This window comes from Pseudomonas sp. B16120, from assembly GCF_044218845.1.
In the GTDB taxonomy this organism is placed as follows: Bacteria; Pseudomonadota; Gammaproteobacteria; order Pseudomonadales; family Pseudomonadaceae; genus Aquipseudomonas; species Aquipseudomonas paracarnis.
In genome coordinates, this window is the sequence record NZ_CP162588.1 from 4,624,603 (window position 1) to 4,648,932 (window position 24,330).

Annotated in this window: 25 protein-coding genes, 1 tRNA gene and 2 pseudogenes; 8 read left to right on the plus strand and 20 right to left on the minus strand. The window is 58.5% G+C overall.

Annotated features, from left to right (window positions below):
- Positions 1–50: 50 nt before the first annotated feature.
- The 3 genes from AB4P90_RS21535 to AB4P90_RS21545 all read right to left on the minus strand — a co-directional run bounded on the left by AB4P90_RS21535 (position 51) and on the right by AB4P90_RS21545 (position 2,176).
- The gene (locus AB4P90_RS21535) at positions 51–548 is read right to left on the minus strand and encodes a DUF2269 domain-containing protein (protein ID WP_020302613.1); all 498 of its coding nucleotides are present in this window, start codon (positions 546–548) and stop codon (positions 51–53) included.
- A gap of 2 nt (positions 549–550) precedes the next feature.
- On the minus strand, positions 551–1,678 hold the full coding sequence (locus AB4P90_RS21540) for a saccharopine dehydrogenase NADP-binding domain-containing protein (RefSeq protein WP_032903085.1): 1,128 nt from the start codon (positions 1,676–1,678) through the stop codon (positions 551–553).
- A 198-nt stretch (positions 1,679–1,876) separates the two neighbouring features.
- A complete protein-coding gene (locus tag AB4P90_RS21545) occupies positions 1,877–2,176 on the minus strand; it encodes a hypothetical protein (RefSeq protein WP_032895759.1) in 300 nt (99 codons plus the stop codon).
- Between the two features lie 545 nt (positions 2,177–2,721).
- Here AB4P90_RS21545 and AB4P90_RS21550 point away from each other — a divergent pair.
- The 4 genes and pseudogenes from AB4P90_RS21550 to AB4P90_RS21565 all read left to right on the plus strand — a co-directional run bounded on the left by AB4P90_RS21550 (position 2,722) and on the right by AB4P90_RS21565 (position 4,283).
- Positions 2,722–3,267 (plus strand): hypothetical protein, encoded by a 546-nt coding sequence (locus AB4P90_RS21550; RefSeq protein WP_395605362.1) that lies wholly within the window; start codon positions 2,722–2,724, stop codon positions 3,265–3,267.
- 13 nt (positions 3,268–3,280) lie between these two features.
- Positions 3,281–3,456 (plus strand): annotated as a pseudogene (locus AB4P90_RS21555) (phage baseplate assembly protein V); the annotation flags it as partial.
- A gap of 46 nt (positions 3,457–3,502) precedes the next feature.
- Positions 3,503–3,627: pseudogene (locus AB4P90_RS21560) on the plus strand (baseplate assembly protein); the annotation flags it as partial.
- Positions 3,628–4,004: 377 nt separating this feature from the next.
- Positions 4,005–4,283, plus strand: a complete 279-nt coding sequence (locus AB4P90_RS21565) for a hypothetical protein (RefSeq protein WP_020302610.1) — start codon at positions 4,005–4,007, stop codon at positions 4,281–4,283.
- A 292-nt stretch (positions 4,284–4,575) separates the two neighbouring features.
- On the opposite strand, the gene AB4P90_RS21570 is transcribed toward AB4P90_RS21565, so the two are convergent.
- Positions 4,576–4,665: transfer RNA gene (locus AB4P90_RS21570), tRNA-Ser, on the minus strand.
- A gap of 321 nt (positions 4,666–4,986) precedes the next feature.
- On the opposite strand from AB4P90_RS21570, the gene AB4P90_RS21575 reads away from it, so the two are divergent.
- From AB4P90_RS21575 to AB4P90_RS21585, 3 genes are all read left to right on the plus strand, one after another.
- Positions 4,987–5,679, plus strand: coding sequence for a crotonase/enoyl-CoA hydratase family protein (locus AB4P90_RS21575; RefSeq protein WP_003193445.1), 693 nt, complete (start codon positions 4,987–4,989; stop codon positions 5,677–5,679).
- 213 nt (positions 5,680–5,892) lie between these two features.
- On the plus strand, positions 5,893–6,615 hold the full coding sequence (locus tag AB4P90_RS21580) for a 1-acylglycerol-3-phosphate O-acyltransferase (RefSeq protein WP_073843634.1): 723 nt from the start codon (positions 5,893–5,895) through the stop codon (positions 6,613–6,615).
- Positions 6,616–6,762: 147 nt separating this feature from the next.
- Entirely contained in the window at positions 6,763–7,734 is a 972-nt protein-coding gene (locus AB4P90_RS21585; protein ID WP_003193449.1) for a magnesium and cobalt transport protein CorA, read from the plus strand.
- Here AB4P90_RS21585 and AB4P90_RS21590 read toward each other — a convergent pair.
- The 3 genes from AB4P90_RS21590 to AB4P90_RS21600 all read right to left on the minus strand — a co-directional run bounded on the left by AB4P90_RS21590 (position 7,731) and on the right by AB4P90_RS21600 (position 11,920).
- The gene (locus AB4P90_RS21590; protein ID WP_014719523.1) at positions 7,731–8,456 is read right to left on the minus strand and encodes an amidotransferase; all 726 of its coding nucleotides are present in this window, start codon (positions 8,454–8,456) and stop codon (positions 7,731–7,733) included. The genes AB4P90_RS21585 and AB4P90_RS21590 overlap by 4 nt on opposite strands.
- 94 nt (positions 8,457–8,550) lie before the next feature.
- On the minus strand, positions 8,551–10,698 hold the full coding sequence (locus AB4P90_RS21595; RefSeq protein ID WP_289328956.1) for a 3-hydroxyacyl-CoA dehydrogenase NAD-binding domain-containing protein: 2,148 nt from the start codon (positions 10,696–10,698) through the stop codon (positions 8,551–8,553).
- A 16-nt stretch (positions 10,699–10,714) separates the two neighbouring features.
- Positions 10,715–11,920 carry an acetyl-CoA C-acetyltransferase gene (locus AB4P90_RS21600; RefSeq protein ID WP_032901590.1) on the minus strand — a complete coding sequence of 402 codons (1,206 nt, stop codon included), beginning with the start codon at positions 11,918–11,920 and terminating at the stop codon, positions 10,715–10,717.
- 648 nt (positions 11,921–12,568) lie between these two features.
- Here AB4P90_RS21600 and AB4P90_RS21605 point away from each other — a divergent pair.
- Positions 12,569–13,375 (plus strand): cytochrome c, encoded by an 807-nt coding sequence (locus AB4P90_RS21605; RefSeq protein WP_060767411.1) that lies wholly within the window; start codon positions 12,569–12,571, stop codon positions 13,373–13,375.
- Positions 13,376–13,508: 133 nt separating this feature from the next.
- Here the strand turns inward: AB4P90_RS21605 and AB4P90_RS21610 are convergent, their stop codons facing one another.
- From AB4P90_RS21610 to AB4P90_RS21670, 13 genes are all read right to left on the minus strand, one after another.
- On the minus strand, positions 13,509–14,291 hold the full coding sequence (locus AB4P90_RS21610; RefSeq protein ID WP_032901589.1) for a transglutaminase family protein: 783 nt from the start codon (positions 14,289–14,291) through the stop codon (positions 13,509–13,511).
- Positions 14,288–15,238 carry an alpha-E domain-containing protein gene (locus AB4P90_RS21615; RefSeq protein WP_019820590.1) on the minus strand — a complete coding sequence of 317 codons (951 nt, stop codon included), beginning with the start codon at positions 15,236–15,238 and terminating at the stop codon, positions 14,288–14,290. The genes AB4P90_RS21610 and AB4P90_RS21615 overlap by 4 nt, the downstream gene beginning before the upstream one ends.
- 4 nt (positions 15,239–15,242) lie before the next feature.
- Positions 15,243–16,652, minus strand: a complete 1,410-nt coding sequence (locus AB4P90_RS21620; RefSeq protein ID WP_395605363.1) for a circularly permuted type 2 ATP-grasp protein — start codon at positions 16,650–16,652, stop codon at positions 15,243–15,245.
- Between the two features lie 428 nt (positions 16,653–17,080).
- On the minus strand, positions 17,081–17,422 hold the full coding sequence (locus AB4P90_RS21625; RefSeq protein WP_005790456.1) for a ribonuclease E inhibitor RraB: 342 nt from the start codon (positions 17,420–17,422) through the stop codon (positions 17,081–17,083).
- Positions 17,423–17,635: 213 nt separating this feature from the next.
- A complete protein-coding gene (locus AB4P90_RS21630; RefSeq protein ID WP_014719530.1) occupies positions 17,636–17,872 on the minus strand; it encodes a hypothetical protein in 237 nt (78 codons plus the stop codon).
- 103 nt (positions 17,873–17,975) lie between these two features.
- Positions 17,976–18,581 carry an START domain-containing protein gene (locus AB4P90_RS21635; protein ID WP_020302604.1) on the minus strand — a complete coding sequence of 202 codons (606 nt, stop codon included), beginning with the start codon at positions 18,579–18,581 and terminating at the stop codon, positions 17,976–17,978.
- 41 nt (positions 18,582–18,622) lie between these two features.
- Entirely contained in the window at positions 18,623–18,877 is a 255-nt protein-coding gene (locus AB4P90_RS21640) for a YkgJ family cysteine cluster protein (RefSeq protein ID WP_014719532.1), read from the minus strand.
- A gap of 162 nt (positions 18,878–19,039) precedes the next feature.
- Complete coding sequence (locus tag AB4P90_RS21645) at positions 19,040–19,531, minus strand: hypothetical protein (protein WP_014719533.1); 492 nt, start codon at positions 19,529–19,531, stop codon at positions 19,040–19,042.
- A 94-nt stretch (positions 19,532–19,625) separates the two neighbouring features.
- Entirely contained in the window at positions 19,626–21,065 is a 1,440-nt protein-coding gene (locus AB4P90_RS21650; RefSeq protein WP_003193472.1) for a PLP-dependent aminotransferase family protein, read from the minus strand.
- A 264-nt stretch (positions 21,066–21,329) separates the two neighbouring features.
- Entirely contained in the window at positions 21,330–22,142 is an 813-nt protein-coding gene (locus AB4P90_RS21655) for an OmpA family protein (RefSeq protein ID WP_395605364.1), read from the minus strand.
- Positions 22,139–22,501 (minus strand): DUF4398 domain-containing protein, encoded by a 363-nt coding sequence (locus tag AB4P90_RS21660; protein ID WP_014719535.1) that lies wholly within the window; start codon positions 22,499–22,501, stop codon positions 22,139–22,141. The genes AB4P90_RS21655 and AB4P90_RS21660 overlap by 4 nt, the downstream gene beginning before the upstream one ends.
- Before the next feature lie 9 nt (positions 22,502–22,510).
- Positions 22,511–23,326 carry an ABC transporter substrate-binding protein gene (locus tag AB4P90_RS21665; RefSeq protein WP_058410706.1) on the minus strand — a complete coding sequence of 272 codons (816 nt, stop codon included), beginning with the start codon at positions 23,324–23,326 and terminating at the stop codon, positions 22,511–22,513.
- 72 nt (positions 23,327–23,398) lie between these two features.
- Positions 23,399–24,328 carry an electron transfer flavoprotein subunit alpha/FixB family protein gene (locus tag AB4P90_RS21670; protein ID WP_014719537.1) on the minus strand — a complete coding sequence of 310 codons (930 nt, stop codon included), beginning with the start codon at positions 24,326–24,328 and terminating at the stop codon, positions 23,399–23,401.
- Positions 24,329–24,330 lie beyond the last annotated feature (2 nt).

The window sequence follows — 24,330 nt, forward strand, 5'->3', positions numbered from 1 at the left end:
CGGCATTTATTTCAGCCCGAGTGCCTCAAGTGCAACGGCCAGCGCTGATGTCAGCCACACAGCAACAGCCCAATCAACTGCCATGGCGTCATCTTCGTGACCATGATCAGCACGATCACAAACATCCCAGAGAAACCCAAAACACCCATCCAGAACCATTGCCTATAGACGCCGCGGTATCCATCACCAAGCGCGCTGCACGTCTCAACCGCACTGAGCGCCATCTGCTGCAAACGCTTCTGCAGCACCAGCACCGGCAGCCAAAGAGCCCCCACACACAGGAAGATGATCAGCGAAGTCAGCACCCATTCGGTGGTCAACCCAAGTCCGGCAAGCTTGACCAACACAAAGCCGGTAATGATCTGAATGACGCCCGCCGGCGTAGTGATCCAGGTATCGAACTGCACCACCATCCGCGCCACATGGGCAATCACTTGCGGGTTGGCCGTACGGCTCGCGGCGATCAGATACAGATACGAGCCCATGCCGAAGCCAAACAGGAAAATCGCCGCGATGATGTGGATGTATTTCAGGCTCAGATAGAGCATGGTCAGCCCTGCCCGTCAGAGAAATGCACGGCCAGGCTGAGGTTCGCCGGGTCGTTGATAGCGGCCATGTATTCGTCGACGGTGATTTCGCCAACGCACGGCCGCGCACCGGGTTCAGGCACATAGCCTTGGGCGACTTTAAGGGCCAGAGCAACGGCGGCGCAGCTGGGGATTTCCGGGCCTTTGTCATTCAGCGCCGTCAGTTGCACCGCCAGGGACAGCGGTTGCCCTTCTGCACCAAGGCCTTTCACGTCGATGTACATCGCGCTTTTGCCATCGCCAAAGCGCTCGAACCAAGTACCCAGCCGATGCAGCCGCGCAGCCCAGGCAAGATGGTCACGCACCACGCCCCACCGCAGCGCCTGGGCCAGCAGACAGTTGGCGACACCGCCAAGCTTGAGCCCCGCACCAGCCTTGAAGCTCAGGGTGTGGGCACCATAGCGGCCAGCAAAGATGTCCATGTCGGGCACGTCCACATTCGCCAACACCCGCGTGCCAAGCTCAGGCATTTTGCGCAGCGTCAGGTCCTGCCAGCCCAGCACTTCATGCACCTGGCCATGCCTGAGCTGCTTGATGGGTTTGCCCGCGTAAGCCAGCACACCTTCGACGGTGGACAGGCCCGGCATCTTGGCCGAGGAGGAAATACCGTGCTCGATCGAGTCGATACGGGTGAAGCGATAGCGATACTGATCGATGATGGCGGACGACAGCGTCGGCACGGAGCTGCACCCGCTAAGGATCGCCACGCCTGCCTGCCGTGCTTGTGCATCCAGCACGCTCACGCCGTTGACGAAGGTGCGGCAGTCGGACAAGTCGCAGTAGTTCACGCCAGCGTCGATGCAACTCTGGGCGACAGCATAGGACTGCCCCTGGAACGGGCCGCCGGTGTGGATCACCCACGTGATGTTCATCGACCGCAAAACGGAGGCGAACCCGGCTCCCATGGCATCGCCGCACCAGCCCTCGCAAGCGGTGTTCGACTGGCTTTTCAGCTCATCCACCTTGCGCTGCAGCTTATGAGGGTCGCGACCCGAGATCACCAGTTCAATGCCCGGCGCCAACACCAGATGCCGGCAAACGATGCTGCCGAAATTGCCGTAGCCACCGACTACCAACACCCTGAGTGTCATTCCATTCTTCCCTAAACAATCGATCATGCGCTGCGCCTGAGGCAGGCTGGCGGCTGAGGCGGCAAAGATACCCGATTTGCTTAACAGCTTGGGCCAGATCAACAGAAAGAGTGAGAAGAAGGACTACGGTTTTACAGAGCCCTGATCACCAGCCCGCCCCACAAGCCGTCTCAGACCACCTGCAACGGTTTACCGCGATCAATTGACTCCAGGCCAGCTCTCTACATATTCAATAGTGAAGTCCGGATAGGAATCGACAATCTGGATCTTGTAATCAGGATAGCTATCGACGGTTTGCCATTTCCCGACAGAATCCGGCCAGGAATCCACCTTCTTTACTTTGAGGTCGGGGAATTGATTCACCACCTTCACCTTGTAGTCGGGATAGCTGTCCACGAACTGAATCTTGCCGTAAATCTTCGACACATCGACCGTCGTACCGGCGTGAGCGCAAAAAGTGCAGGTCAACAGCAAGGAAGCGAGGGCAGCTTTGAACATGAGTATTGCATCCTGAAAAATTGAGGCGTCCAGTCTATCGGTAGCCGCGCGGGCCGTGCCGAAAAACGCCTATCCTTTAAACTCACCCGCCCCATTGCAGACGGCGTCAACATACGCCACACACAACAACTCGGAGATCTGGCTTTTGACTGCTTTGGTCGATTCTGGGCGCGGGTTTCACCTTTGCTGTTTCCGGACTTTCGATAGCAACCTTGAGCCGGAAATAACATGAGGGTTCCCGTCGGCGAAGTTAGCGATAAAACACAACGCTGTGCGGGCCATAAAGTAAATAAATTCGTCCCCTTTTCCCGCTGGAGCAACTCCAGCCAGCCGCCCGCAATCAACTCGCCCGCTCTATCGGCCAGGAATTGCGACGTAGCCATCAAAGACCGTGCTCAGCGCAGTGCACCAGAGATTCGTTACGAGCAACCTGAACTATTAGGGTTCATAGACATAGACCTTGATATAATTCGCGACGCCTTACTGACAAAACCAACTCAATGAACTCTTTTTGATCGAGAACTAAAATGCAAGGAAAGCAAAACATGTCAAAGCCAAACTACAAAATGATCGTAGGCTTGTGGGTGGCTGCTTTCATACTAGCGTTTGTATCACCTATCACAGCTGGCATATTCGGCAAGCCAGAAATAGCCATATCAACATTGATCCTAGGTGTCTTTTTGGCTCTCATCATGATACTTGACCTCAAGCAGGACAGAGTGATCAAAGGGTTATTCATTATAATGTTTGGCGTGTTATTTCAAACTTTATACTTGAAAATAATTTACATCTTTGTTCCTTCCAATACCATTCCGCAGCATTACAAAGATTACTTGGATATCTACTCGCAAGTATTATTATTTGCTTGCTCAGGAGCAGGCGGAAGTATCATTGCAGCTCACGCAGACAAAAGCTCTCTCGATAATGACTCAGCAGCCTCCAGCGAAAAACACACCTGCCATGACGTAGAAATCAAAAAACTAACCACCACAATTGAAAAACTCCATAAAAAACTTAATTCTATTATCACTGCGATCGCCTCATTAGGCATGATTATTATAATTCTGGCAGTCGCTATTTTTATCCGATAGTTCGCGACGCTTCGGCGGCATCAACCTAGAAGGCGACATCACCCACAAAGGTGACTACATCCAAACCAGGAGTCAGACGTAACCGGCCAAGTCCAGGTATCTAGTGATGTGATCGCAGCCGGCGTCAGTTTGGTCAAACACCCGCACACCGGCGTCAAGGCCGGCGGCGACCAGTCTGGGGTGCCGATCCATCATGAATCGACATACCGGCGGTGCTATCAGCGAGCGCTAGCACATCAGTCAGGCGATCACCGACATTCTGACCACACGCATTGGCACGCGTGGAATGCACCGCGAATATGACAGCCTGGTGCCAGAGCTGGTGGATCACCCTTCAACGACGTCAACCGTCTGCGCGTACGAATAGATATGCCGTGCGCATGATCTAAGAACAGTAGGTTTTCCAAGCTCAAAAATTACAAACCCCCAGGTTTCTTTCGAAACCTGGGGGGGGGTTGTTTGCTTTGAACGAGGAGGAAGAAAATCAAAAAAATCTGTCCCCCTCTCCTTGCATTTTCCCGTCTGTAGGCTTGACTGTGGAAGCAGGCGGACAATATACCCATGCAATACATTATATTTTACTTGGCGCCAGCATTGAGCGCCTCCAGTATCACTTGGATATGGCTTAATCAGCGAGTTAACCTAACTACGGTTTTTTTGTAGCAGTGGCAAGTCTGCAGCTTTATTCCAAATAGGGAGCCAACTCATGGAATTCAAAATCCAAAAGGAATGTAAATATGACTATCACAATCACAAACGGCGCAAGCAGAGTTGTAAAAGTTGCAGTAAGTTCATGGAAGACTGATAGCAACCCCAGTGAGGACTACTTCTCAATAGAGCAAGGCAATAGCGACACGTGGTCGCGTAGCGATTCAAGAGGCTATTTAATGCTCGTCCAAGACCTCGCACAGACGAGCGAGTACTACGTCTCCTCCAGCAGCAAAATCGTTATCGAGGATGACCGTGTCAAAGATCATGGCCAAACTATTAGACCACTAACATCGATAAATCAGTGATAGGTGTCGGTAATACGCATGTGGAGGTCACTCAAAACAGGGGACAGCACCTGTACCGCCACCAAATCCTGTCGCAGATTTTTCCTGGTTGCTCATTGGGTCGAAATCAATAGAGATCAGCTCAACGAGCTGCGCACAGACGCCAGGGTGGATTGCTAATACGAAAAAGCGCCCCGTCGAGAGCCACCTGGCGGCGAGGCTGCCTTTCAAAAATCCGAATGGGGAACAAAGGGAGGGAGAAAATCATCAGGCACAAAAAAGCCCCGAAAAACGGGGCTTTTTCATAACAATGTGGCGGTGAAGGAGAGATTCGAACTCTCGATACAATTTCTTGTATACACACTTTCCAGGCGTGCTCCTTAAGCCACTCGGACACTTCACCGTATCTCGTCAAACCAGTTCAGTCTGTCGAGGCGCGCTAATGTAGTCGAAAGCCTTTCTGATGGCAAAGGTTTTTTTCAGAATTTTCATGCGGTTAGACCGTTATGCCATTCACCGCGCGGCAAGGGGTGATGATTGTGCCATTCTCAGGCAGCGGCGGCACGCGTCTGGAGCGCTTGCTGCGCCCTGCTGCGGGGTGTCTACCCTTGGGGATGGGGCAAAAGCCTGACTGGGTAGTCAGTCACGGCGCTTTACCCGCGCGGGCGTGGTGAGTAACGTCTGCGCATCTACCTCTATAACAAACCCTACAAGGAACCGCGTCATGAGTGAGTTGATTGCCTACCACTTCGAAGACGGTATCGCGACCCTGACCCTGAGCAACGGCAAGGTGAATGCCATTTCTCCGGCGGTGGTCAGTGAGTTTAATGCGGCGCTGGATCAGGCCGAGAAGGATCGGGCGGTGGTGATCATCACGGGCACGCCGGGGATTTTGTCGGGTGGTTATGATTTGAAGGTGATGACCGCCGGCCCTAAAGAGGCAATCAGCCTGGTGACCTCGGGTTCGACCCTGGCGCGGCGGATGTTGGCGCATCCGTTCCCGGTGATCGTGGCCTGCCCTGGCCATGCGGTGGCCAAAGGCGCGTTCCTGTTGCTGTCGGCCGATTATCGGATTGGCGTCGAAGGCCCGTTCAGCATTGGTCTGAATGAAGTGGCGATTGGCATGACCATGCACCACGCCGGTATCGAGCTGGCGCGGGATCGCCTGCGTAAGTCGGCGTTTCAGCGTTCGGTGATCAATGCCGAGATGTTTGATCCGCAAGGCGCCCTGCACGCAGGTTTCCTCGACAAGGTGGTTGCACCGGAAGAACTGCAAGCGGCTGCACTGGAAGCGGCGCGGCAGCTGAAGAAGATCAATATGAACGCGCACAAGCACACCAAGTTGAAAGTGCGCCGTGCACTGCTCGAAGCCCTGGACGATGCAATCATCCAGGATCAGGGCCATAGCCTGAGCTAAGCCCTACCCCTGCTGTGCCTGAGCCCGACCTTGAGTCGGGCTTTTTCTTACCTAGTAAGTGTGAAACGTCTGTAGCCGCTCTAGCTAGCCGTTATCGGCCCATGTGGAAACATGCGCTTAAACATCGGCTATCTCCTACGTCTGTAGGGGCAATTGCCGAATACAGTGCACATCCGTACACTGCGCCACCTTTTATCCCGATGGGCCGTGTCGATGCTTTTTCTGTTGCGTATGTTGTTGATGAGCCTGCATTTTATGATCGCTGGCGTGCTGGGTGTGCTGGTCGGTGTGTGCCGGCCGTTCAACCCGGACAACAGCCGTCTCTGCGCTCGCCTCTATGCGTTGCCGGCCATGCGGATCCTGGGCTTGAACGTGAAGACCGACGTCGACTCGCTGCGCGACAAGCCCGGTACCTGCGTGGTGATCGCCAACCATCAGTCCAATTACGATTTGTTTGTGTTCGGCAATGTAGTGCCGCATCGCACGGTCTGCATCGCCAAGAAAAGCCTGAAATGGGTACCGCTGTTCGGCCAGCTGTTCTGGCTGGCGGGCAATGTGCTGATTGATCGTGGCAATGCACACAAGGCGCGGCGGGCGATGCTGACCACCACGCATACCTTGCAGCATGAAGACACGTCGATCTGGGTGTTCCCGGAAGGTACGCGCAACCTGGGCAAAGGGTTGTTGCCGTTCAAGAAAGGCGCGTTTCATATGGCGATTGCGGCCGGTGTACCTATCGTGCAGGTGTGCGTCAGCAATTACGTGACGCAGATGAAGCTCAATCGTTGGGACAGTGGCAGTGTGCTGATACGCTCGTTGCCGCCGATTCCTACCTGTGGCTTGACGGTGGATGACATCCCTCAGTTGCTGCTGACGTGTCAGACGCAGATGAATGAGTGCATTGCACAGATGGACCGCGAACTGCAATGCGCGTAGGCGCACGCTTAGAGTGACGCGGAGCGTCAAGGGCGGCATTCCCACGCAGAGCGTGGGAACGATCAGTGATATCAGCCAGCAACAACGGAACGCCATTCAGGCTAAGCTGCCCAACATCTGTCCTCTTGATAAGAAGTGATCAGCACCATGGGTAGAGTTGTTGCGGCTGCCGTCTATAGCGCCGGTAAGAAAGTCTCGGATATCACTCTCGATGAAGGCGCGGCCTGGGCCGCCAAACCTGGGCACTTTGTGTGGATCGGCCTGGAAGAACCCAGCGCCCAGGAATTGAACAACCTGCAACGCCAGTTCAACCTGCACGAGCTGGCGATTGAAGACGCCATGGAAAAACACAGCCGCCCGAAGCTGGAAACCTTCGGCGACGCGCTGTTTATCGTCACCTACTCACCGGTGCGCGAGAACGGCAAGCTGGAGTTTATCGAAACCCATATTTTTGCCGGCAACGGCTACATCATAACCGCACGCAACGGTCACTCGGCGTCCTACGGCTTTGTGCGCCAACGCTGTGAGGCGCGCCCGTTGTTGCTGGAGCATGGGGAAGATTTCGTACTCTATGCGTTGCTGGATTTTGTCACTGAAAACTACCAGCCGGTGAGCGAGGCGATCCACGCCGAGATTGATGAGTTGGAGCGTAACGTGCTGTGCAGTTCGCTCAACGAGCGCGATATCCAGCACCTCCACGGCCTGCGCCGCGATGTGTTACGGCTCAAGCGGCACGTGGCGCCAATGGTGGAGATCAGCCAGGAGTTGCAGAAGCTGAGCTTCCCGTTTATCGACAAGAACATGCGCCCGTATTTCCGTGATGTGCAAATCCACGTGACGCGGCAAATGGAAGACCTCACCACCCTGCGCGACATTGCCAGCCAGACCATCGAGATCGGTGTGTTGCTGGAGGCGTCGCGCCAGAGCGTGGTGCAGCGCAAGTTCGCCGCGTGGGCGGCGATCCTGGCGTTCCCCACGGCGGTGGCGGGGATTTACGGGATGAACTTCCAGAACATGCCCGAGCTGCAATGGCACTACGGCTATTTTGCGGTGCTCGGTTTTATTACCTTGGGCTGTACCGGTTTATGGGCCAGCTTCAAGCGTTCGGGCTGGCTTTAAGCCTTGGCTTCAGGCTGGTGCGCCACAAAGCGCATCATCCACTCCGCCACGGTCACGCCGTGGTGGTCGCGCTCCAGGCTGGCCACGCCGTTGCTGTAGACCTTTTCACCCAGGGTTGTCTGAAGTATTTCCAGCAACTCACGGGAATAGTCGTGAACAAACTCCGGATGGCCCTGGAAGCACAGCACTTGGTCGCCAATGTGATACGCGGCAAACGGGCAGAATTCGCTCGAGGCGATCACGGTGGCGTTTTCTGGCAAGGTGGTGACTTGGTCCTGGTGGCTGATCAATAGCGTCAGCTCCGGCACCTCGGGGCTCATCCATGGCGTCTTGGCATCCAGCTTGTAAGCGTGGGTGCCCATGCCCCAGCCCTGGCTGGCACGTTCGGCCTTGCCGCCCAAGAGCAGCGCGAGCAACTGATGGCCGAAGCACACGCCCAGCAGCTTGTCGCCGCGCTCATAACGCGTGAGCAGGTAGGTCTTGAGCGTCTGGATCCAAGGGTCGGTACCGAAGGAATCGGCCTTGCTGCCGGTGATCAGGTACGCGTCAAACACTTCGTCATCCGGTGGGTACTCGCCCTGCACCACGTTGTAGACCACAAACTCGGCGGCAATCGGTTGCTTGGCGAACAGGCGCTTGAACATCTGCCCATAGCCTTGGTACTCATCGATCAAAGCGGGGCGCAGAATATCGGTTTCCAGGATGCAGACGCGTAGCGACATAAAAAATACCTGACACGGCGATGGGAATATTGCACACCCCAGAGCCTGCCTTGAAATACACCTTCAAAGCAAGCTCTCCCCTCCTACATTTTGATTACCGGAACACTTCACCCTGCGCGGCTTTCTCCAACAACAACGCCGGCGGCGAGAAGCGCTCCCCATACTGCTCTGCCAGGTAGCGGGCGCGGGCGATGAAGTCGTTCAGCCCGTACTGGTTGATAAACTGCAACGCGCCGCCACTCCACGCGGCAAAGCCGATGCCGAAGATTGAACCAACGTTGGCATCCGCCGTGGACATCAACACGCCCTCCTCCACACAGCGCACGGTTTCGATGGCTTGGATAAACAACAAGCGGTCGCGCACGTCCTGGGGTGAGATTTGCTCGTCGGGCTGTTCAAACCGGGTTTTCAGCTCAGGCCACAGGTGCTTCTGGCCTCCAGCGGGATAGTCGTAAAAACCACCGCCGGCCGCCTTGCCCGTGCGCTTGTATTCGTTCACCAACAGATCAATCACCGCCGTCGCCGGATGGTTCGGCATGGCCTTGCCTTCGGCCTGCAGGTCCTTGGCCGTTTGCTGTCGGATATGGCTCATCAGGCTGAGGGACACTTCATCGGACACCGCCAACGGCCCCACCGGCATGCCGGCCTTGCGCGCTTCGGTCTCGATCATCGGCGCGGCCACGCCTTCGCCGAGCATGGCGATGCCTTCGTTGGTAAAGGTGCCGAATACCCGCGAGGTGAAAAAGCCGCGACTGTCGTTGACCACAATCGGGGTTTTCTTGATTTGCAGTACGAAGTCAAACCCTCGGGCCAGGGTTTCGTCGCTGGTGCGCGCCCCTTTGATGATTTCCACCAGGGGCATCTTGTCCACGGGGCTGAAGAAGTGCAGGCCGATGAACTTGGCTTGATCGGGCACCGCCGTGGCCAAGCCGCTGATGGGCAAGGTGGAGGTGTTGGAGGCGATCACCGCGTCGGCCCCCACCACACTTTGCGCCGCGGCCGAGACCTTGGCCTTGAGTGCGCGGTCTTCGAATACGGCCTCGATGATCAGGTCGCAGCCGGCCAGGCCGGCGTCATCCTGAGTAGGATGAATGCGCGCCAGGGTGGTTTCGCGCTGTTCGGCGGTCAATTGCCCACGGCTGACTTTCTTGTCCAGCAATGCGGCCGAATGGGCTTTGCCTTTTTCAGCGGCGGCCAGGGTGATGTCTTTGAGCACCACCTCGATACCCGCACAGGCACTGACATAGGCGATGCCCGCGCCCATCATCCCGGCGCCGAGCACACCGACTTTGCGCGTTGCATAAGGCGCAAAGCCCTGCGGGCGCGAGCTGCCGGCGTTGATTTGGTTGAGCTGGAACCAGAAGGTGCCGATCATGTTTTTTGCCACTTGCCCGGTCACCAGTTCGGTGAAGTAGCGGGTTTCGATCAGGTGCGCGGTGTCGAAGTCCACCTGGGCGCCCTCGACCGCCGCACAGAGGATTTTCTCCGGCGCAGGGAAGCAGCCTTGGGTCTTGCTACGCAAAATCGATGGGGCAATGGCGAGCATTTGCGCAACTTTAGGGTGGGACGGCGTGCCGCCGGGAATCGCGTAGCCCTTGTTGTCCCAGGGTTGCCTGACGTCGGGATTAGCCAGAATCCAGGCACGGGCCTGTGCCAGCAATGCCTCGCGATCTGCCGCCAACTCATCAATCAGGCCCGCTTGCAGGGCCTGGGCGGGCCGCACCTTTTTGCCTTCGAGCAAATACGGCAAGGCTTTTTCCAGGCCGAGCATGCGCACCATGCGCACCACGCCGCCGCCCCCTGGCAACAGGCCAAGGGTGACTTCCGGCAAGCCCAGTTGCACGGACTTGTCGTCCAGCGCGACCCGGTGATGGCAGGCCAGGCAAATTTCCCAACCGCCGCCCAGGGCCGCGCCATTGATCGCGGCCACCACCGGTTTGCCGAGGGTTTCCAGGCGGCGTAATTGCGCTTTCAATACCAAGACACTGTCGTAGAACGCCTTGGCGTGGGCTTTATCGACCTTGATCAGCTCATTGAGGTCGCCCCCGGCAAAAAAGGTCTTCTTGGCCGAGGTGATCACCACCCCGGCGATCTCGTCCTTTTCAGCTTCCAGGCGCGTGAGGGTGGCCGCCATGGCTTCACGGTAGGCGGCGTTCATGGTGTTGGCGCTCTGGCCGGGCATGTCGAGGGTCAGCACCACGATCTGGTCCTGGCCTTTTTCGTAACGAATGGCATCGGTCATGACAAATTCCTTAGGCTCAGAGGCGTTCGATAATGGTGGCGATACCCATGCCACCGCCGACGCATAAGGTGGCCAGGCCGTAGCGTTGCTGGCGCGCCTCCAGCTCGTCGAGCAAGGTGCCGAGAATCGCGCAGCCGGTGGCGCCCAAGGGGTGGCCCATGGCGATGGAGCCGCCGTTGACATTGACCCGTGCGGCGTCGATGCCCATGTCCTTGATGAACTTGAGCACGACCGAAGCAAAGGCTTCGTTGACTTCGAACAGGTCGATGTCTTCAACCCGCAGGCCGGCTTTGGCCAGCGCCTTGCGAGTGGCCGGCGCGGGGCCGGTGAGCATGATCGTCGGGTCGGTACTGGTCACCGCCGTGGCGACAATACGCGCCCGCGGTTGCAGGCCCAGTTCACGGCCTTTGGCCTCGGAACCGATCAGCATCAACGCGGCGCCATCCACAATGCCGGAACTGTTGCCCGGCGTGTGCACATGGTGGATGCGCTCCACGTGGCTGTAGACCCGCAACGCGGTGGCGTCGAAACCCATCTGGCCCATCATTTCGAAGCTCGGCTTGAGCTTGCCCAAGCCCTCGAGGGTTGAGTCGCCGCGGATAAATTCGTCATGGTCCAGCAGCACGATGCCGTTCTGGTCGTGCACCGCGATTAGCGACTTATTGAAGGAACCGTCTGCCCGCGCCCTGGCTGCTTTCTGCTGGGACTGTAGGGCAAAGGCGTCGACATCCTGGCGCGTGAAGCCTTCCAGGGTGGCAATCAGGTCGGCGCCAATGCCTTGGGGCGTGAAGTGGCTGTGCATATTGGTTTGCGGGTCGAGTACCCAGGCGCCGCCATCGCTGCCCATGGGCACGCGGGACATGGACTCGACGCCGCCAACAACCACCAGGTCTTCGAAGCCGGAACGCACTTTCATCGCCCCCAGGTTCACCGCTTCCAGGCCCGACGCGCAGAAGCGATTGACCTGCACACCGGCCACACTGACATCCCAGTCGGCCACCAGCGCGGCGGTCTTGGCGATATCGGCGCCCTGGTCGCCAACGGGCGTGACGCAGCCCAGGACGATGTCATCCACTTGGCGGGTGTCGAGGTCGCTGCGCTGCGCCAGCGCCGTGAGCAAGCCAGCCACCAGGTTTACCGGCTTGACGCTGTGCAGGGCACCGTCGGCCTTGCCCTTAGCCCGGGGCGTGCGTATCGCATCAAAAATCAAAGCTTGGGTCATGACATCCTCGAACCGCTGTGGGTGTGTGCTCCTACCTTAGGCCCGATTGACACGGTTTCAATGACGGATGCGCTCATTGCTTTTGACCCCCTCGCTCGGACGAACGGTAGGTTCCTACGGGAAATGCCTGATTAATCGTTTTAGCTGTCTAGCCCTAGGGCTGGCGCCAAGATGGCAATAAGCCTCATGCCGTTTTTAGCGCAAATACTTCTTAGCTGATATGAAATGAGTCTAAGCCAGAAAGAACGGGCGCTCTAAGGTTGAATCTGTAAGACGCTGTTGCCGGGTTTTGCTGGAACAGTTGTAAGAAAAGTGCAACGTCACCTCGCGATACTGAAATAAACCAGCACGCATTTGACGCTCAGGAATAACAACAAAAGAAAAGGCAGTCAGCCATGTTCAAACAATCGAAAGTACGTCAGGCGGGACTTATTCTGTTCGCCACCACCTTGATTCTGATCTTGCCCAATTTAACCAAGGTTATTGGGTGACACTCCCCGCTTGCGTGCACACACCGCACCAGGCCTGCAGTTTTTGGCAGCACCTGCCAGGACATTGCGCTTAGCGCTCCTGTTGCAGGGGCTGTCTTTTTACCTGCCGTTTTCCGTTATCGTGTGCGCCCTCACTCTCTCGCAACGGGCCTGAGCCTTGAAACCGATCCTCGCCCTTTTTGCCCTGCTGCTGAGCCTGCCCGCGGCGGCGGCACAGTTGACCATCGAGTTGGACCACAGCCAAAAGACCTGGCAGACCGCCGAGTTGCTCAAGCACCCCGACGCTCAGACGGTGCAGATCGTCGATGATGTGTCCTACAAGCGCACTATGACCTATCGTGCGGTGCCCCTGGCGGTGCTCTTACCGGGCCTTAAATCTGCGAACCACCTGCAAGCCGTTGCCCTTGATGGTTTTGCCGCCGAACTTGCCGCCGCGCCGTTACTGGAAAAAAACGGCGCCCGCGCCTGGCTGGCCGTGGAAGACCCGGCCCATCCATGGCCACCGCTGGCACAGGGCAAGCCCAGCGCCGGGCCGTTCTATCTGGTCTGGACCAACCCTCAAGCCGGGCATATCAGCCCCGAACAGTGGCCGTTCCAGGTATCGAAATTCAAGCAGTTGCAGACGGTTGGCGAGCGTTTCCCGGCGTTATTGCCCGACCCGAAGCTGGCGGCGAACGACCCGATCAACCAGGGCTTTGCGTTGTTCCAGAAGAACTGCCTGGCGTGCCATCGCCTCAATGGCGGCGGTGATGCCCAGATGGGGCCGGACCTGAATGTGCCCTACAACCCCACCGAGTATTTCAGCGGGGATTTCCTCAAACGTTACATCCGCGACCCGCAAAGCCTGAGGCAGTGGCCACAGGCGAAGATGCCGGCGTTTACAGCGAGTGTATTGCCAGACAATGAGTTGGACTTGCTGGTGGGGTATCTGCGGCATATGGCGGGCCGCAAACAGCAACCTTGAGCCTGCGCTGTATCGATCGCTCCCACTCCGCGTGGGAACGCCTCTTGTGTCACGCTTTGGGACGCGGAGCGTCCTCGGCTGCATTCCCACGCAGAGCGTGGGAACGATCAAGCAACGCAGAGCGCGGGGGCGATCATTGCTGCGGCGCCACGAATACCTTGGCATGCATCTGCTCATGCCCACCGCCACGGCGCATCCCCCGGACCGGGCAGGCGTCGAGGTAGTCCAGGCCCACGGCCAGCTTCAAGTGCCGCTCCGGCCGCGCCAGTTGGTTGGTCACGTCAAAGCTGTACCAGGCGTCATCCAGCCAGGCTTCGGCCCAGGCATGACTGGCCAGGTGCGTGCTGTCTTCGGTATACAGATACCCCGACACATACCGCGCAGGGATCCCCAGGCTGCGTGCGCAGGCCAGGAACGCATGGGTGTGGTCCTGGCACACCCCAGCGGCACCTGCGAAGGCTTGGGCGGCGCAGGTATCGACGTCGGTCGCACCGGGGGTGTAGACCATGGTGTGGTTAAGCGCGTGCATCAAATCGATAAGCGCCGTGCGATCACGACGCTGATGGCAGTGTTGCCCGGCAAACCCGCGCAGGGCGTCGTCGGGCTCGGTGAGGCGAGTGGAGCGCAGGAACGGAAAGGCAGACTGACTTTCGTGTTCGGCCTCGCGCAATTCATCGATCTCCACCACGCCCCGGGCGCCGATGATGATGGCGTCGTGGGGTTCGTCCAGCGTGAGCACATGCAAGATATTGCCGAAGGGGTCCACCTGAGCCCGCACCGGGCGCGGCAGGTCGAGTTGCCAGCTCAGCACGTGTTGGCGCTCGCTGTCATGGGGCGTCAGGCGCAGGTACTGGATGCTGGCGCGCACCTGGTCTTCGTAGTGGTAGGTGGTGTCGTGGCTGATGGAGAGTCTCATGCCGCCTCCAGGTAGGAACTGTAGATGGCGTCGCCCAACTGGCGGACCAAGGGGATAAAGTCGGTCAGCCAGGCATGCAGGCCTTCCTCGAGGATTTCGTCGATGGCCGTAAAGCGCAGGCGCGCATCCATCTCGGCGGCCAGGCGCTGGGCCGGGCGGCCGTTGATGCCGGGCAGGCTGGCGAGGATCTGGTCGATCTCTTCGCTGCAAGCGCGCAGCGAACGCGGCACATCCGCGCGTAACAGCAGCAGCTCGGCCACTTGTCGAGCCCCCGGGGCATCGCGATAAATCTCGGTGTACGCCTCGAATGACGACAGTGCGCGCAGCAACGCACTCCATTGGTAATACGCGTGAGCCGTGCCATCGCTGACCACCGCCGCGTGTTCGCCGGCCATTTCGTAGCGGGCATCGAGCAAGCGCAGGGTGTTATCGGCGCGCTCGATAAAGGTGCCCAGGCGAATAAAGCGGAAGGCATCGTTGCGCATGATAGTGCCGTAAGTGGCGCCCCGAAACAGATGGGAGCGCTCCTTGACCCACTCACAAAACCGGCTCATGCCGTAATGGCTCAGGCCCTGCTGGGCGATATCGCGTATGTCCAGCCAAGTGGCATTGATGTTTTCCCACATGTCGGCGGTGATTCGCCCACGTACAGCGTGAGCGCTGGCCCGCGCCGCACCCAGACAGCTGTAGATGCTCGCCGGGTTGGCCGCGTCCAGGGCAAAAAAGTGCAGCAAGCGTTCAGCGTGCAAGGGGCCATGGCGCTCGTGGTAATCCTCCAGGGTGCCGGTGATCAACAGCGGCATGGCCAACTCGTGCAGGCCATCGCCGCGCCCGTCCTGGGGCATCAGCGACAGCGAATAGCTGACATCGAGCATGCGCGCGAGGTTTTCGGCACGCTCCAGGTAGCGCGACATCCAGTACAAATCCGAGGCAGTTCTACTCAACATGGCATCAGCCCTCGACCACCCAGGTGTCCTTGGTTCCGCCGCCCTGGGACGAGTTGACCACCAGCGAGCCTTCGCGCAGCGCCACGCGGGTCAGGCCACCCGGTACCACGCGGGTCTCCTTGCCGGACAACACGAAAGGGCGCAGGTCTATGTGGCGCGGGGCGATGCCGTTCTCGACAAAAGTCGGGCAGGTAGACAAGCACAGGGTCGGCTGCGCGATATAAGCGTGTGGCTTGGCCTTGATACGTGCCCGGAACGCTTCGATTTCTGCCGTGGTAGACGCCGGTCCAACCAACATGCCGTAACCACCGGAACCCTGGGTTTCCTTGACCACCAGCTCGGGCAGGTTGGCCAGTACGTGGGACAATTCGTCAGGCTTACGGCATTGGAAGGTCGGAACGTTCTGCAGGATCGGCTCTTCGTCGAGGTAGAAGCGAATCATCTCGGTGACGAACGGATACACAGATTTGTCGTCCGCAACCCCGGTGCCAATGGCGTTGGCCAGCACCACATTGCCGCAACGGTAGGCGGCGAGCAGGCCGGGCACACCGAGCATGGAGTCCGGGTTGAAGGCCAGCGGGTCAAGGAACGCATCATCAAGGCGACGGTAGATCACATCGACAGCCTTGGGCCCGTCGGTGGTGCGCATGAACACACGGTCATCGCGCACGAACAAATCCGCACCTTCTACCAATTCCACACCCATTTCCCGAGCCAGGAAGGCATGTTCGAAGAACGCGCTATTGAAACGCCCGGGCGTCAGTACCACCACACTGGGGTTATCCAGGGGGCTGGCGCTTTTGAGGGTGTCGAGCAGCAGGTTGGGGTAATGGTCGATGGGCGCGATGCGCTGGGCCGCGAACAGCTCGGGAAACAGACGCATCATCATTTTGCGGTCTTCAAGCATGTAGCTGACACCGCTGGGCGTGCGCAAGTTGTCCTCGAGCACGTAGTACGTGCCGTCGCCATCGCGTACGAGGTCGACCCCGGAGATGTGCGAATAGATATCGCGGTGCAAATCCAGGCCCTGCATTGCCAACTGGTATTGCTCGTTGGCCAGTACCTGTTCGGCGGGGATGATGCCGGCCTTGATGATGCGTTGATCGTGGTACAGGTCGGCGAGGAACAGGTTCAGCGCCTTGACCCGCTGGATGCAGCCGCGCTCGACAATCCGCCATTCACTCGCTGGAATGCTGCGGGGGATGGTGTCGAAGGGGATCAGGCGCTCGGTGCCTTGTTCGTCCCCGTAGAGGGTAAAGGTGATACCGGCGCGGTGGAACAGCAAATCGGCTTCACGCCGGCGCTGGGCCAGCAGTTCGGCAGGGGTGTCGGCCAGCCAAAGGGCGAACTCGCGATAATGGGGGCGAACCTGCCCTGCCCCATCGTACATTTCATCGTAATAAGTGCGGATCATGCCGTACTCCTTGTCACCCGGACGCAAGAACCTTCGCAAGGCCCGTGCCAGCGGCATAAACACTTAATAATCAACCAGTTGAATAATCCAAGCGCATTCCTCGCACCGTCCTGGTGCGCACAATGGCTTGGGTCACGTCGCGCGCCTCATTGCAATGCGGTCTTTGACTATCAACAGCATAGCCAGAGTTGATTTCACTGCCCGGCTGGCGCTGCGGATAATCACCTCCATTGGCTGAACAGGAGATGTCCTACAGCGAAACCTTTTGTGCAAGCGATATCGTGTTACTTCGTGTACTGATCTACTCCCTTGAGCTTCCCTTTCCGCCACCCTATCCGGGTGGCTTTTTTTTGCACGTAAAACGCCGTCCAAACAAAATCGGCCGACCCAAAGGTCAGCCGATACGCTGTGGTGCTCATAAATACCAACTACATGGGTAACCCACGCACCTCCTGCTTGACGCCCCATCCTTCGATGATCCCTCCCAGGGGCTCGACCACTGCTTCAAAGTCTTGCTCGAAATCTCCTATGCCGTCGTAGGTTGCGAACATGACTTTGCTCAGTTCCAGGTACCAGGCGCCATCGTCGCGCGCGCTGACCTGGGCATTGAGGGACTCCCCACGAAATCGACCCGCTGCCCTGCGCGCCCGTTCTTCATCCGGGAAAATGGCGTAGAACTCAATGGGGTGAAAACGCGAGAAGTCAAAGCCGCCTTCTTTCATGCGGCGCAGTACGTTGGTGCTGATGTCTTCTTGATAGGCTGTGCTCATGAAACGTCCTCCTCAAACCGATGGATAGACTTTCCGTGCTTCCTGAAGCCCCGCGCCCTGCTGGCGCGGGCACCACGGCATAACAACGCCGCAGGAAAACAAGCATGTAGCTGACAAGACCAGACCTTAGCGATTCATTCGCTGATCTCGATTGCAGAGTAGCGCGAAGCTATCACCTCCACCAGAGGTGCTCGTGTGGCGTGTGAAAAATGTTTAGACGGAGGGAGAAATATCGAGAATCTGGATACTGTTCTGGTCTTTGAGAATCTTGACCGTCGGCTCGGGTTTACGGCCTTCCAGGTCATTGAGATCGAGTTCGGCAGCAATCGGCACCAGCTTCGCACGAATCATATGCGCAGCGTCTTCGAGGCTGGGCTTTTGTTCGCAGGTGAACTGCTGCACGGACTTTTCACCGTGATCATCAACGAAGGTAATTTGCCACGTTTGCATCGGTGCCTCCTCGATAAAACCCATAGGTGGGCTTACAAGTATCTGGACCTTGGCGGCGCGCAAAACGTTCCGCTCAAGCCCGGAGGCACCGGATCAACTGCACTTATTTTTCAGCGTGATCTTTCAAGGCTTTCAAAGTGTTGAACGGCGCTTCCACCACGAACTTGTTGGCCAGCCACGAGGGGACACTGCCACCTGGCTCGGTGTGTACCTGGTAGGTGACTTCGGTCTGGTTATCGCCCTTTGGCACCAGTTTCCAGAAACCGTCCACCTGGGCAACCCGCACGTAGCCTTTTGCTTCTGGCTTGTAGGTCGGCACACCTTCCAGTTTGCGCGTGACGGTGCCGTCAGCGGCTTTGGTGGTGGTGACGTGGATGTACGAGTCGCGGTCCGTCACGGGGAACGGGGCCTTGAACTGGGTGTAGGTCCAGGCCTCGTCGCCTTTCTTGTCGACGAGTTGCTGGGATTTGCATTCATGGATCCATGCGCAAGCACCGACCACATCTTCCTGCAGCGCCTGGACCTTGGCCAAAGGCGCCTTGATCACCGTCACACCGCGATACGCCTTGTACTTGGAACCGGCAATCTCGCTCAGGGAGACCTTGATACCGTCTTCGTCCTTGGCGACTTGCCAATCCTCAGCCTGGGCAGTAGCCGCCAACAACAGCGTAAAACCGCACAGTACAGCCACTCGTTTCAGCGAACCCATCGTTGTATTCCTTATTGTTGAAGTTCCGATAGTAAAGCCCATCAAGCCGCCGTCATCTGTTCCCACCAACCGATCAGGCGAATGGCATCGGCCTGGTCATTGCCGCACACCTCAATATCGGGCTTGAAATCACTGCATACGGCTGGCCGCTGCGGTTGACCGAACAACTGGCACAGTTGTTCCACCGACAAGTGCACGCAGCGAACGCCAGCGGGCTTGCCATGGGGCATTCCCGGCAACGGTGAACTGATGGAGGGGGCAATGCAGCATGCGCCACAGCCTTCACGGCATTTCATGACCAGCAGGTCCTCGACGACTCAATAGGGATGGCCGGGCTAGAGTACGCCCTTAAACAGACGTTTTAAAATGGCCCAACAGGGGTTTTTCGCACAAAACAAAAGTGACCGACCAGTCTGCGACAGATGGTCGGCGACCTGGGTCACCTGTGGTGCGAAAGTTTATTGCTTGAATTCGAAATCCAGCGCAGCGCCTTCAACATCACGGCGCTCTTCGTTACGCAGTTGCAGCTTCATCTCATTGCTGAGCAAGCGGCCGTTGATCTGAAACGCGCTGTTGTCGGTGGGCTTTTCGCCAAACATTGGCGGCAGCAAGGGCACACTCTTGGGCTTGGGCATGGTACCGATGGGTTGCAAGTGCCTGACCATGTCCGAAGGCAGGGACAGGTCCAACTGTGCCGGTGGCAGTTTGGTCTGGGCGACTTCATGGGCCGACTTGGACTTGCTCGCCACGGGTGCACGCTTTTTGGTCGAGGCGGCTTTCTTTTGTGCGGCGGGGGCTTTTTTCGCAGGCGCTGGCTGCTTGGCTGAGGTCTTTTGCTCGGCACCGACAGCAGGCTTGCCTTCAGCCACCGGCGCTGCAGCCAGTACGCTCCCGGCATTGCACAGGCTCAGCAGACCAAGCATCAACGTAACGCGAAAAATAGAAGTCATATCGCCAACAGCATTAACGGCAGAAGGCCATATGCTCGCTTGTTGTGCGCGGCATGACAAGGGCACAGATCAGTCTTGTGCCCTTTTGCTCGCCTCAAAAACCCGCTGCGGCCTCCTGGCACAGCTGGCTGGCAAGCATTCCCAGGGTCATCAACGCCCTCTCCGCCTCGCGGTTCCACGGCGTGCCGCAATTGAGGCGAATACAGTGGTTGAACTGTTCGGTATTACTGAAAATCAGCCCTGGCGCAATGCTGATGCCTTGTTGCAGGGCACGCACATGCAGTTCCTGAGTATTGACCCGCCCCGGCAAACTGACCCACAAGATAAAGCCGCCGGTCGGGCGGGTCATTTGGGTGCCTTCGGGGAAATACTGCTGCACCGCCAATTGGAAGGCACTGAGGTTCTTGCGGTATTCCTGGCGGATGTAGCGCAAATGACGGTCGTAGCCACCGTTTTCCAGATAGGCCGCGACGCCCATCTGCGTGACGCTGCAAGCAGAATGCGTGCTGAACATCTGCAGGCGCTGGATTTCCTGCTGGTACTTGCCGGCAATCATCCAACCAATGCGCACGCCCGGCGACAAGGTCTTGGAAAAGCTTGAGCAATAGATTACCCGGTCGAGGCGGTCGTAGGCCTTGAGGGCTTTGGTGCGGCCGAGTTCGAACATCAACTCGCCGTAAATGTCATCTTCGACGATCTGGATATCGAAGTCCGAGGCCAGGCGCAGCAACTGTTTCTGCCGCTCCTCCGGCATGGTGCCGCCCAGCGGATTACTCAGGCGCGTGGTCAACACCAGCGCCTTGATCGACCATTGGTTGGCGGCCAGTTGCAGGGCTTCCAGGCTCATGCCTGTGGCGGGGTCGCTGGGGATCTCGATCACCTTGAGGCCCAGCAGATCAGCCAATTGCAGCAGGCCGTAATAGGTGGGTGATTCAGCCGCGATCAGGTCGCCAGGGCGCGTCAGCACGCGCAACGACATTTGCAATGCATCGACACAGCCGTGGGTGATCACCACTTCGGAAGGGTCCACCACCACGCCCGCATCGCGCATACGGATCGCCACCTGGCGCCGCAATGGTTCAAAGCCAGGGCTGAACATGTAGCTGAAGGCCCGTGGGCTCTGGAAACGCGTGACCTTGGCCAACTGCTGATGCAGTGCCCGCACCGGCAGGTAGTCGACACTCGGCACCGCCGCGCCCAAGGGAAACACCCCTTCGCGGCGCGACTCGACCAGCACCTGCTGGATGATACTGCTACGGGTGACCAACCCTGGGCGCTCGACCCGTGCGATATCAGGCGTAGGCGCCGTGAGTGCTGGCGTCTGGTGCACGTAATAGCCCGACTGCGGCCGCGCCCGGATCAGCCCCTGGTCTTCCAGGTTGGCGTAGGCCTGCAGCACCGTGGCATGGCTCACATTGAGCTGGGAACTCATCTTGCGCACCGACGGCACGCGCTCCCCCGGTTGGTAGACACCGCGCCGGATGTCCTCAGCCAGTTGCTGGGCAATACGTTGGTAAAGCAACAGATTGGTCATGACGCAGCACTCGATTTCACGGGTATTTTATTTTTGTGTGAAACATACCGGCACAGTTTAGAAGTGTACGGGGACAGTTGCCACAATAGTCGAGCGCGGGCGGGAGTGACAGTAAAAACTGCGGGGGAGCTGGGGTGGGCATCGCCGAAACGAAATGTGGGAGCGGGCTTGCCCGCGAAAGCGGTGTGTCAATCAGTACATTCGGTACTGAGCCACCGCATTCGCGGGCAAGCCCGCTCCCACAATTTGGATCTGCGTCAGACTTTAGCGTGCTGCGCCCAATTGGCCCTTCTCGTCAGAGAACACAATTTCCACTCGGCGATTCTGTGCACGACCACGCTCGGAGGCATTGGCTTCCACCGGGTATTGGTCGCCATAACCCTCGACCTCGATGCGCTTGTCATCAATACCCAGGTCCATCAACAGATCGGCCACCGATTGAGCACGGTCGCGGGACAGTTTCAGGTTTTCCTGCTCGCCACCGGTGTTGTCGGTGTAGCCCTCGATGCGCACCCGACGCTTGGGGTTCAGTTGCAGGAATTGCACGATCTTGAGCACCGTGCGGTTGGCCGAGTTGTGCAGTTCAGCTTCGCCGGTGTCGAACAGTACGTCCCCCAGGGTCATCACCAGGCCACGGTCGGTCTGGGTGGTGAGGCTGGCGATTTGCGCTTCAACCCACTTGCCCTGCTGTTGCACGCTGGCCAGCTTGTTTTCGCGCAAGGCCAGTTGCAGGCGCTGACGTTCCAACTCCAGTTGGGTGCCGCGCTCGGCATTCAGGCCCTGCTGGGTGTGCTCTCGGGCGATGGCGCTGTAACGCTGGCTCAGGTAAGCGTAATGCACCACATCCGCGCCGCTGCCCCAGTAGCTGGACAGGCGATCGGCGCGGGCCAGGGACTCGCCGGCGCGGATCACGTCCTTGGGGGCGAAGCGCAGTACGTTGGCGTCTTCCTTGACCTTTTGAAAGTCATCGCCGGCCTGCTGCAACGCCTGCTCGCTCGTGGGTTGGCTGGCACAGCCGCCCAAGGCCGCGCCGCCCAGCAGCAGTACACAGCTCAAACTACGGATCATCGGGCTCATTGTGCGTCTCCCAACTGCAGTTGCTTACGCAGGCGAGTGATACGGGTATTGAGCACGTTCAATTGTTCCTGGCTCTTGCCGGTCAGCACTTTGGCTTCGGCCAGGCGTGCGTCCAGCTCAGCCTGCTCGGCGCGCATCCGCGCTCGCTTGTAGGATTGGTCGGCCATGTTGCCCTTGGCCCGGGCGAATTTTTCTTCGGCCAGCTTCAGTTCGGGGGATTCATCGGTGTTGGCCCCGACCGCGGTGGCTTGTTCCAAGGCTTGCTGGGTCAGGCGCATTTGTTCGATCGGCGCAGGATCGGTTGCGCATCCCGCCAGCGCGACAACGGCAAGGGCCGCGAAAAGAGCTCGAAAAATCACTGTAAATCCCTACTTTGTTGGGGTGCCGACAGGTTGTTGCAGTTGCGCTTTCCAACGCTCCAGATTGCGCTGCAGCGCGGCTTGAGCGGCACCGGAGGCGGGCAATTCTGTCATCTTTTTCGTCAGCTGTCCGCGAAGCCAAGGATCATTGCAGGCCGAGTTGTGGGAAATCGCCAGGTACAGGCCAGGCTGGTCGACAGGCACCTCATGGGCCACCAGGTCATTACTCATGCCCAGGGTCTGGGCCATGGCCATGCCGGAATAGCGCCCAGCCAGCACGTAGTCCACTTCACCGAGCAACAGTTTCTGGAAAGCCGGCGTCAAATTGGGCAGGCGTTGCAGGTTGAGTTGCTGGCTGGCGAAGGTTTCGAACTCCGCGCTCAAACGCGCACGTTCCGAAACTGCGCCTTTGTGGCCGTGCAAATCGGCGGCGGTGGAATAGACCACGGCTGAATCCTTGCGCGTCCATACCAGGTAGTCGGTCTGCATCAGCGCCGGATGGATGTAGTCGAAGTGGTCCAGCTCACCCAGATTCAGCGGTGCGTCGGCGAGAATGTCCATGCGCCCGCTACGCGCTTCATCCAGGGCCAAGGAGCGTTTGCCGCCATAGAGCAGGTCGATTTTCAGCCCGAGGTCCTTGCCCACTTGTTGCAGCACGTCAGCGGTCGCGCCGATCAGGTGCGTAGGGTCCTGAGGGTCGCGCCAGAGCAAAGGCGGTGCGTCCGGGCTGCCGGTGATCACCAGGCGCTCGCACTTGCCGGCGGCGAGCGTCAGGCTCGGCAGCAGCGTAAGGCCCAGCAGTAAGGCCCAGGGGCGCAGTTCCATGGCAAGACTCTCCCGATCAGTAAAAAAAAACCCGGTCATAAGACCGGGCTCTTTATAAGTGAAGCGGCTGGATTAGACCAGCTTCTCCAATTCAGGTACGGCTTCGAACAAGTCCGCCACCAGGCCATAATCGGCTACCTGGAAGATCGGCGCTTCTTCGTCCTTGTTGATCGCAACGATCACCTTGGAATCTTTCATACCGGCCAAGTGCTGGATAGCGCCGGAGATACCGACGGCGATGTACAGCTGTGGCGCAACGATCTTGCCGGTCTGGCCGACCTGCATGTCGTTGGGTACAAAGCCTGCGTCGACAGCAGCGCGGGAAGCGCCGACCGCAGCACCCAGCTTGTCGGCCAGGGCGTACAGGTGTTTGAAGTTGTCACCGTTCTGCATGCCACGACCGCCGGAAACGACGATCTTGGCAGCGGTCAGTTCAGGACGGTCCGACTTGGCCAGCTCTTCGCCGACAAAGCTGGAAGTGCCAGCGTCGTGGGCAGCGGAGACGGCTTCAACGGCAGCCGAGCCACCTTCGGCAGCAACCGGGTCGAAACCGGTGGCGCGCACGGTGATGACCTTGACCGAGGCGTTGGACTGCACGGTAGCGATGGCGTTACCGGCGTAGATCGGGCGCTTGAAGGTGTCGGCGCTTTCTACCGAGATGATCTCGGAGATCTGGTCAACGTCCAGCTGCGCGGCAACGCGTGGCAGGATGTTTTTGCCGTTGGAGGTAGCGGCGGCCAGGATGTGGCTGTAGCCAGCGCCAAGCTCGGCGACCAGCGGTGCAACGTTTTCCGGCAGCTGATGCGCATAAGCGGCATTGTCAGCGTTCAGGACTTTGCTCACGCCTGCGATTTTCGCAGCGGCTTCAACCACGGCGCCAGCGCCCTGCCCTGCTACCAGGACGTGGATGTCCCCACCGATTTTAGCGGCAGCGGCCACGGTGTTCAGGGTGGCCGGGGCCAGAACCTTGTTGTCGTGTTCAGCGATTACCAAGATAGTCATGA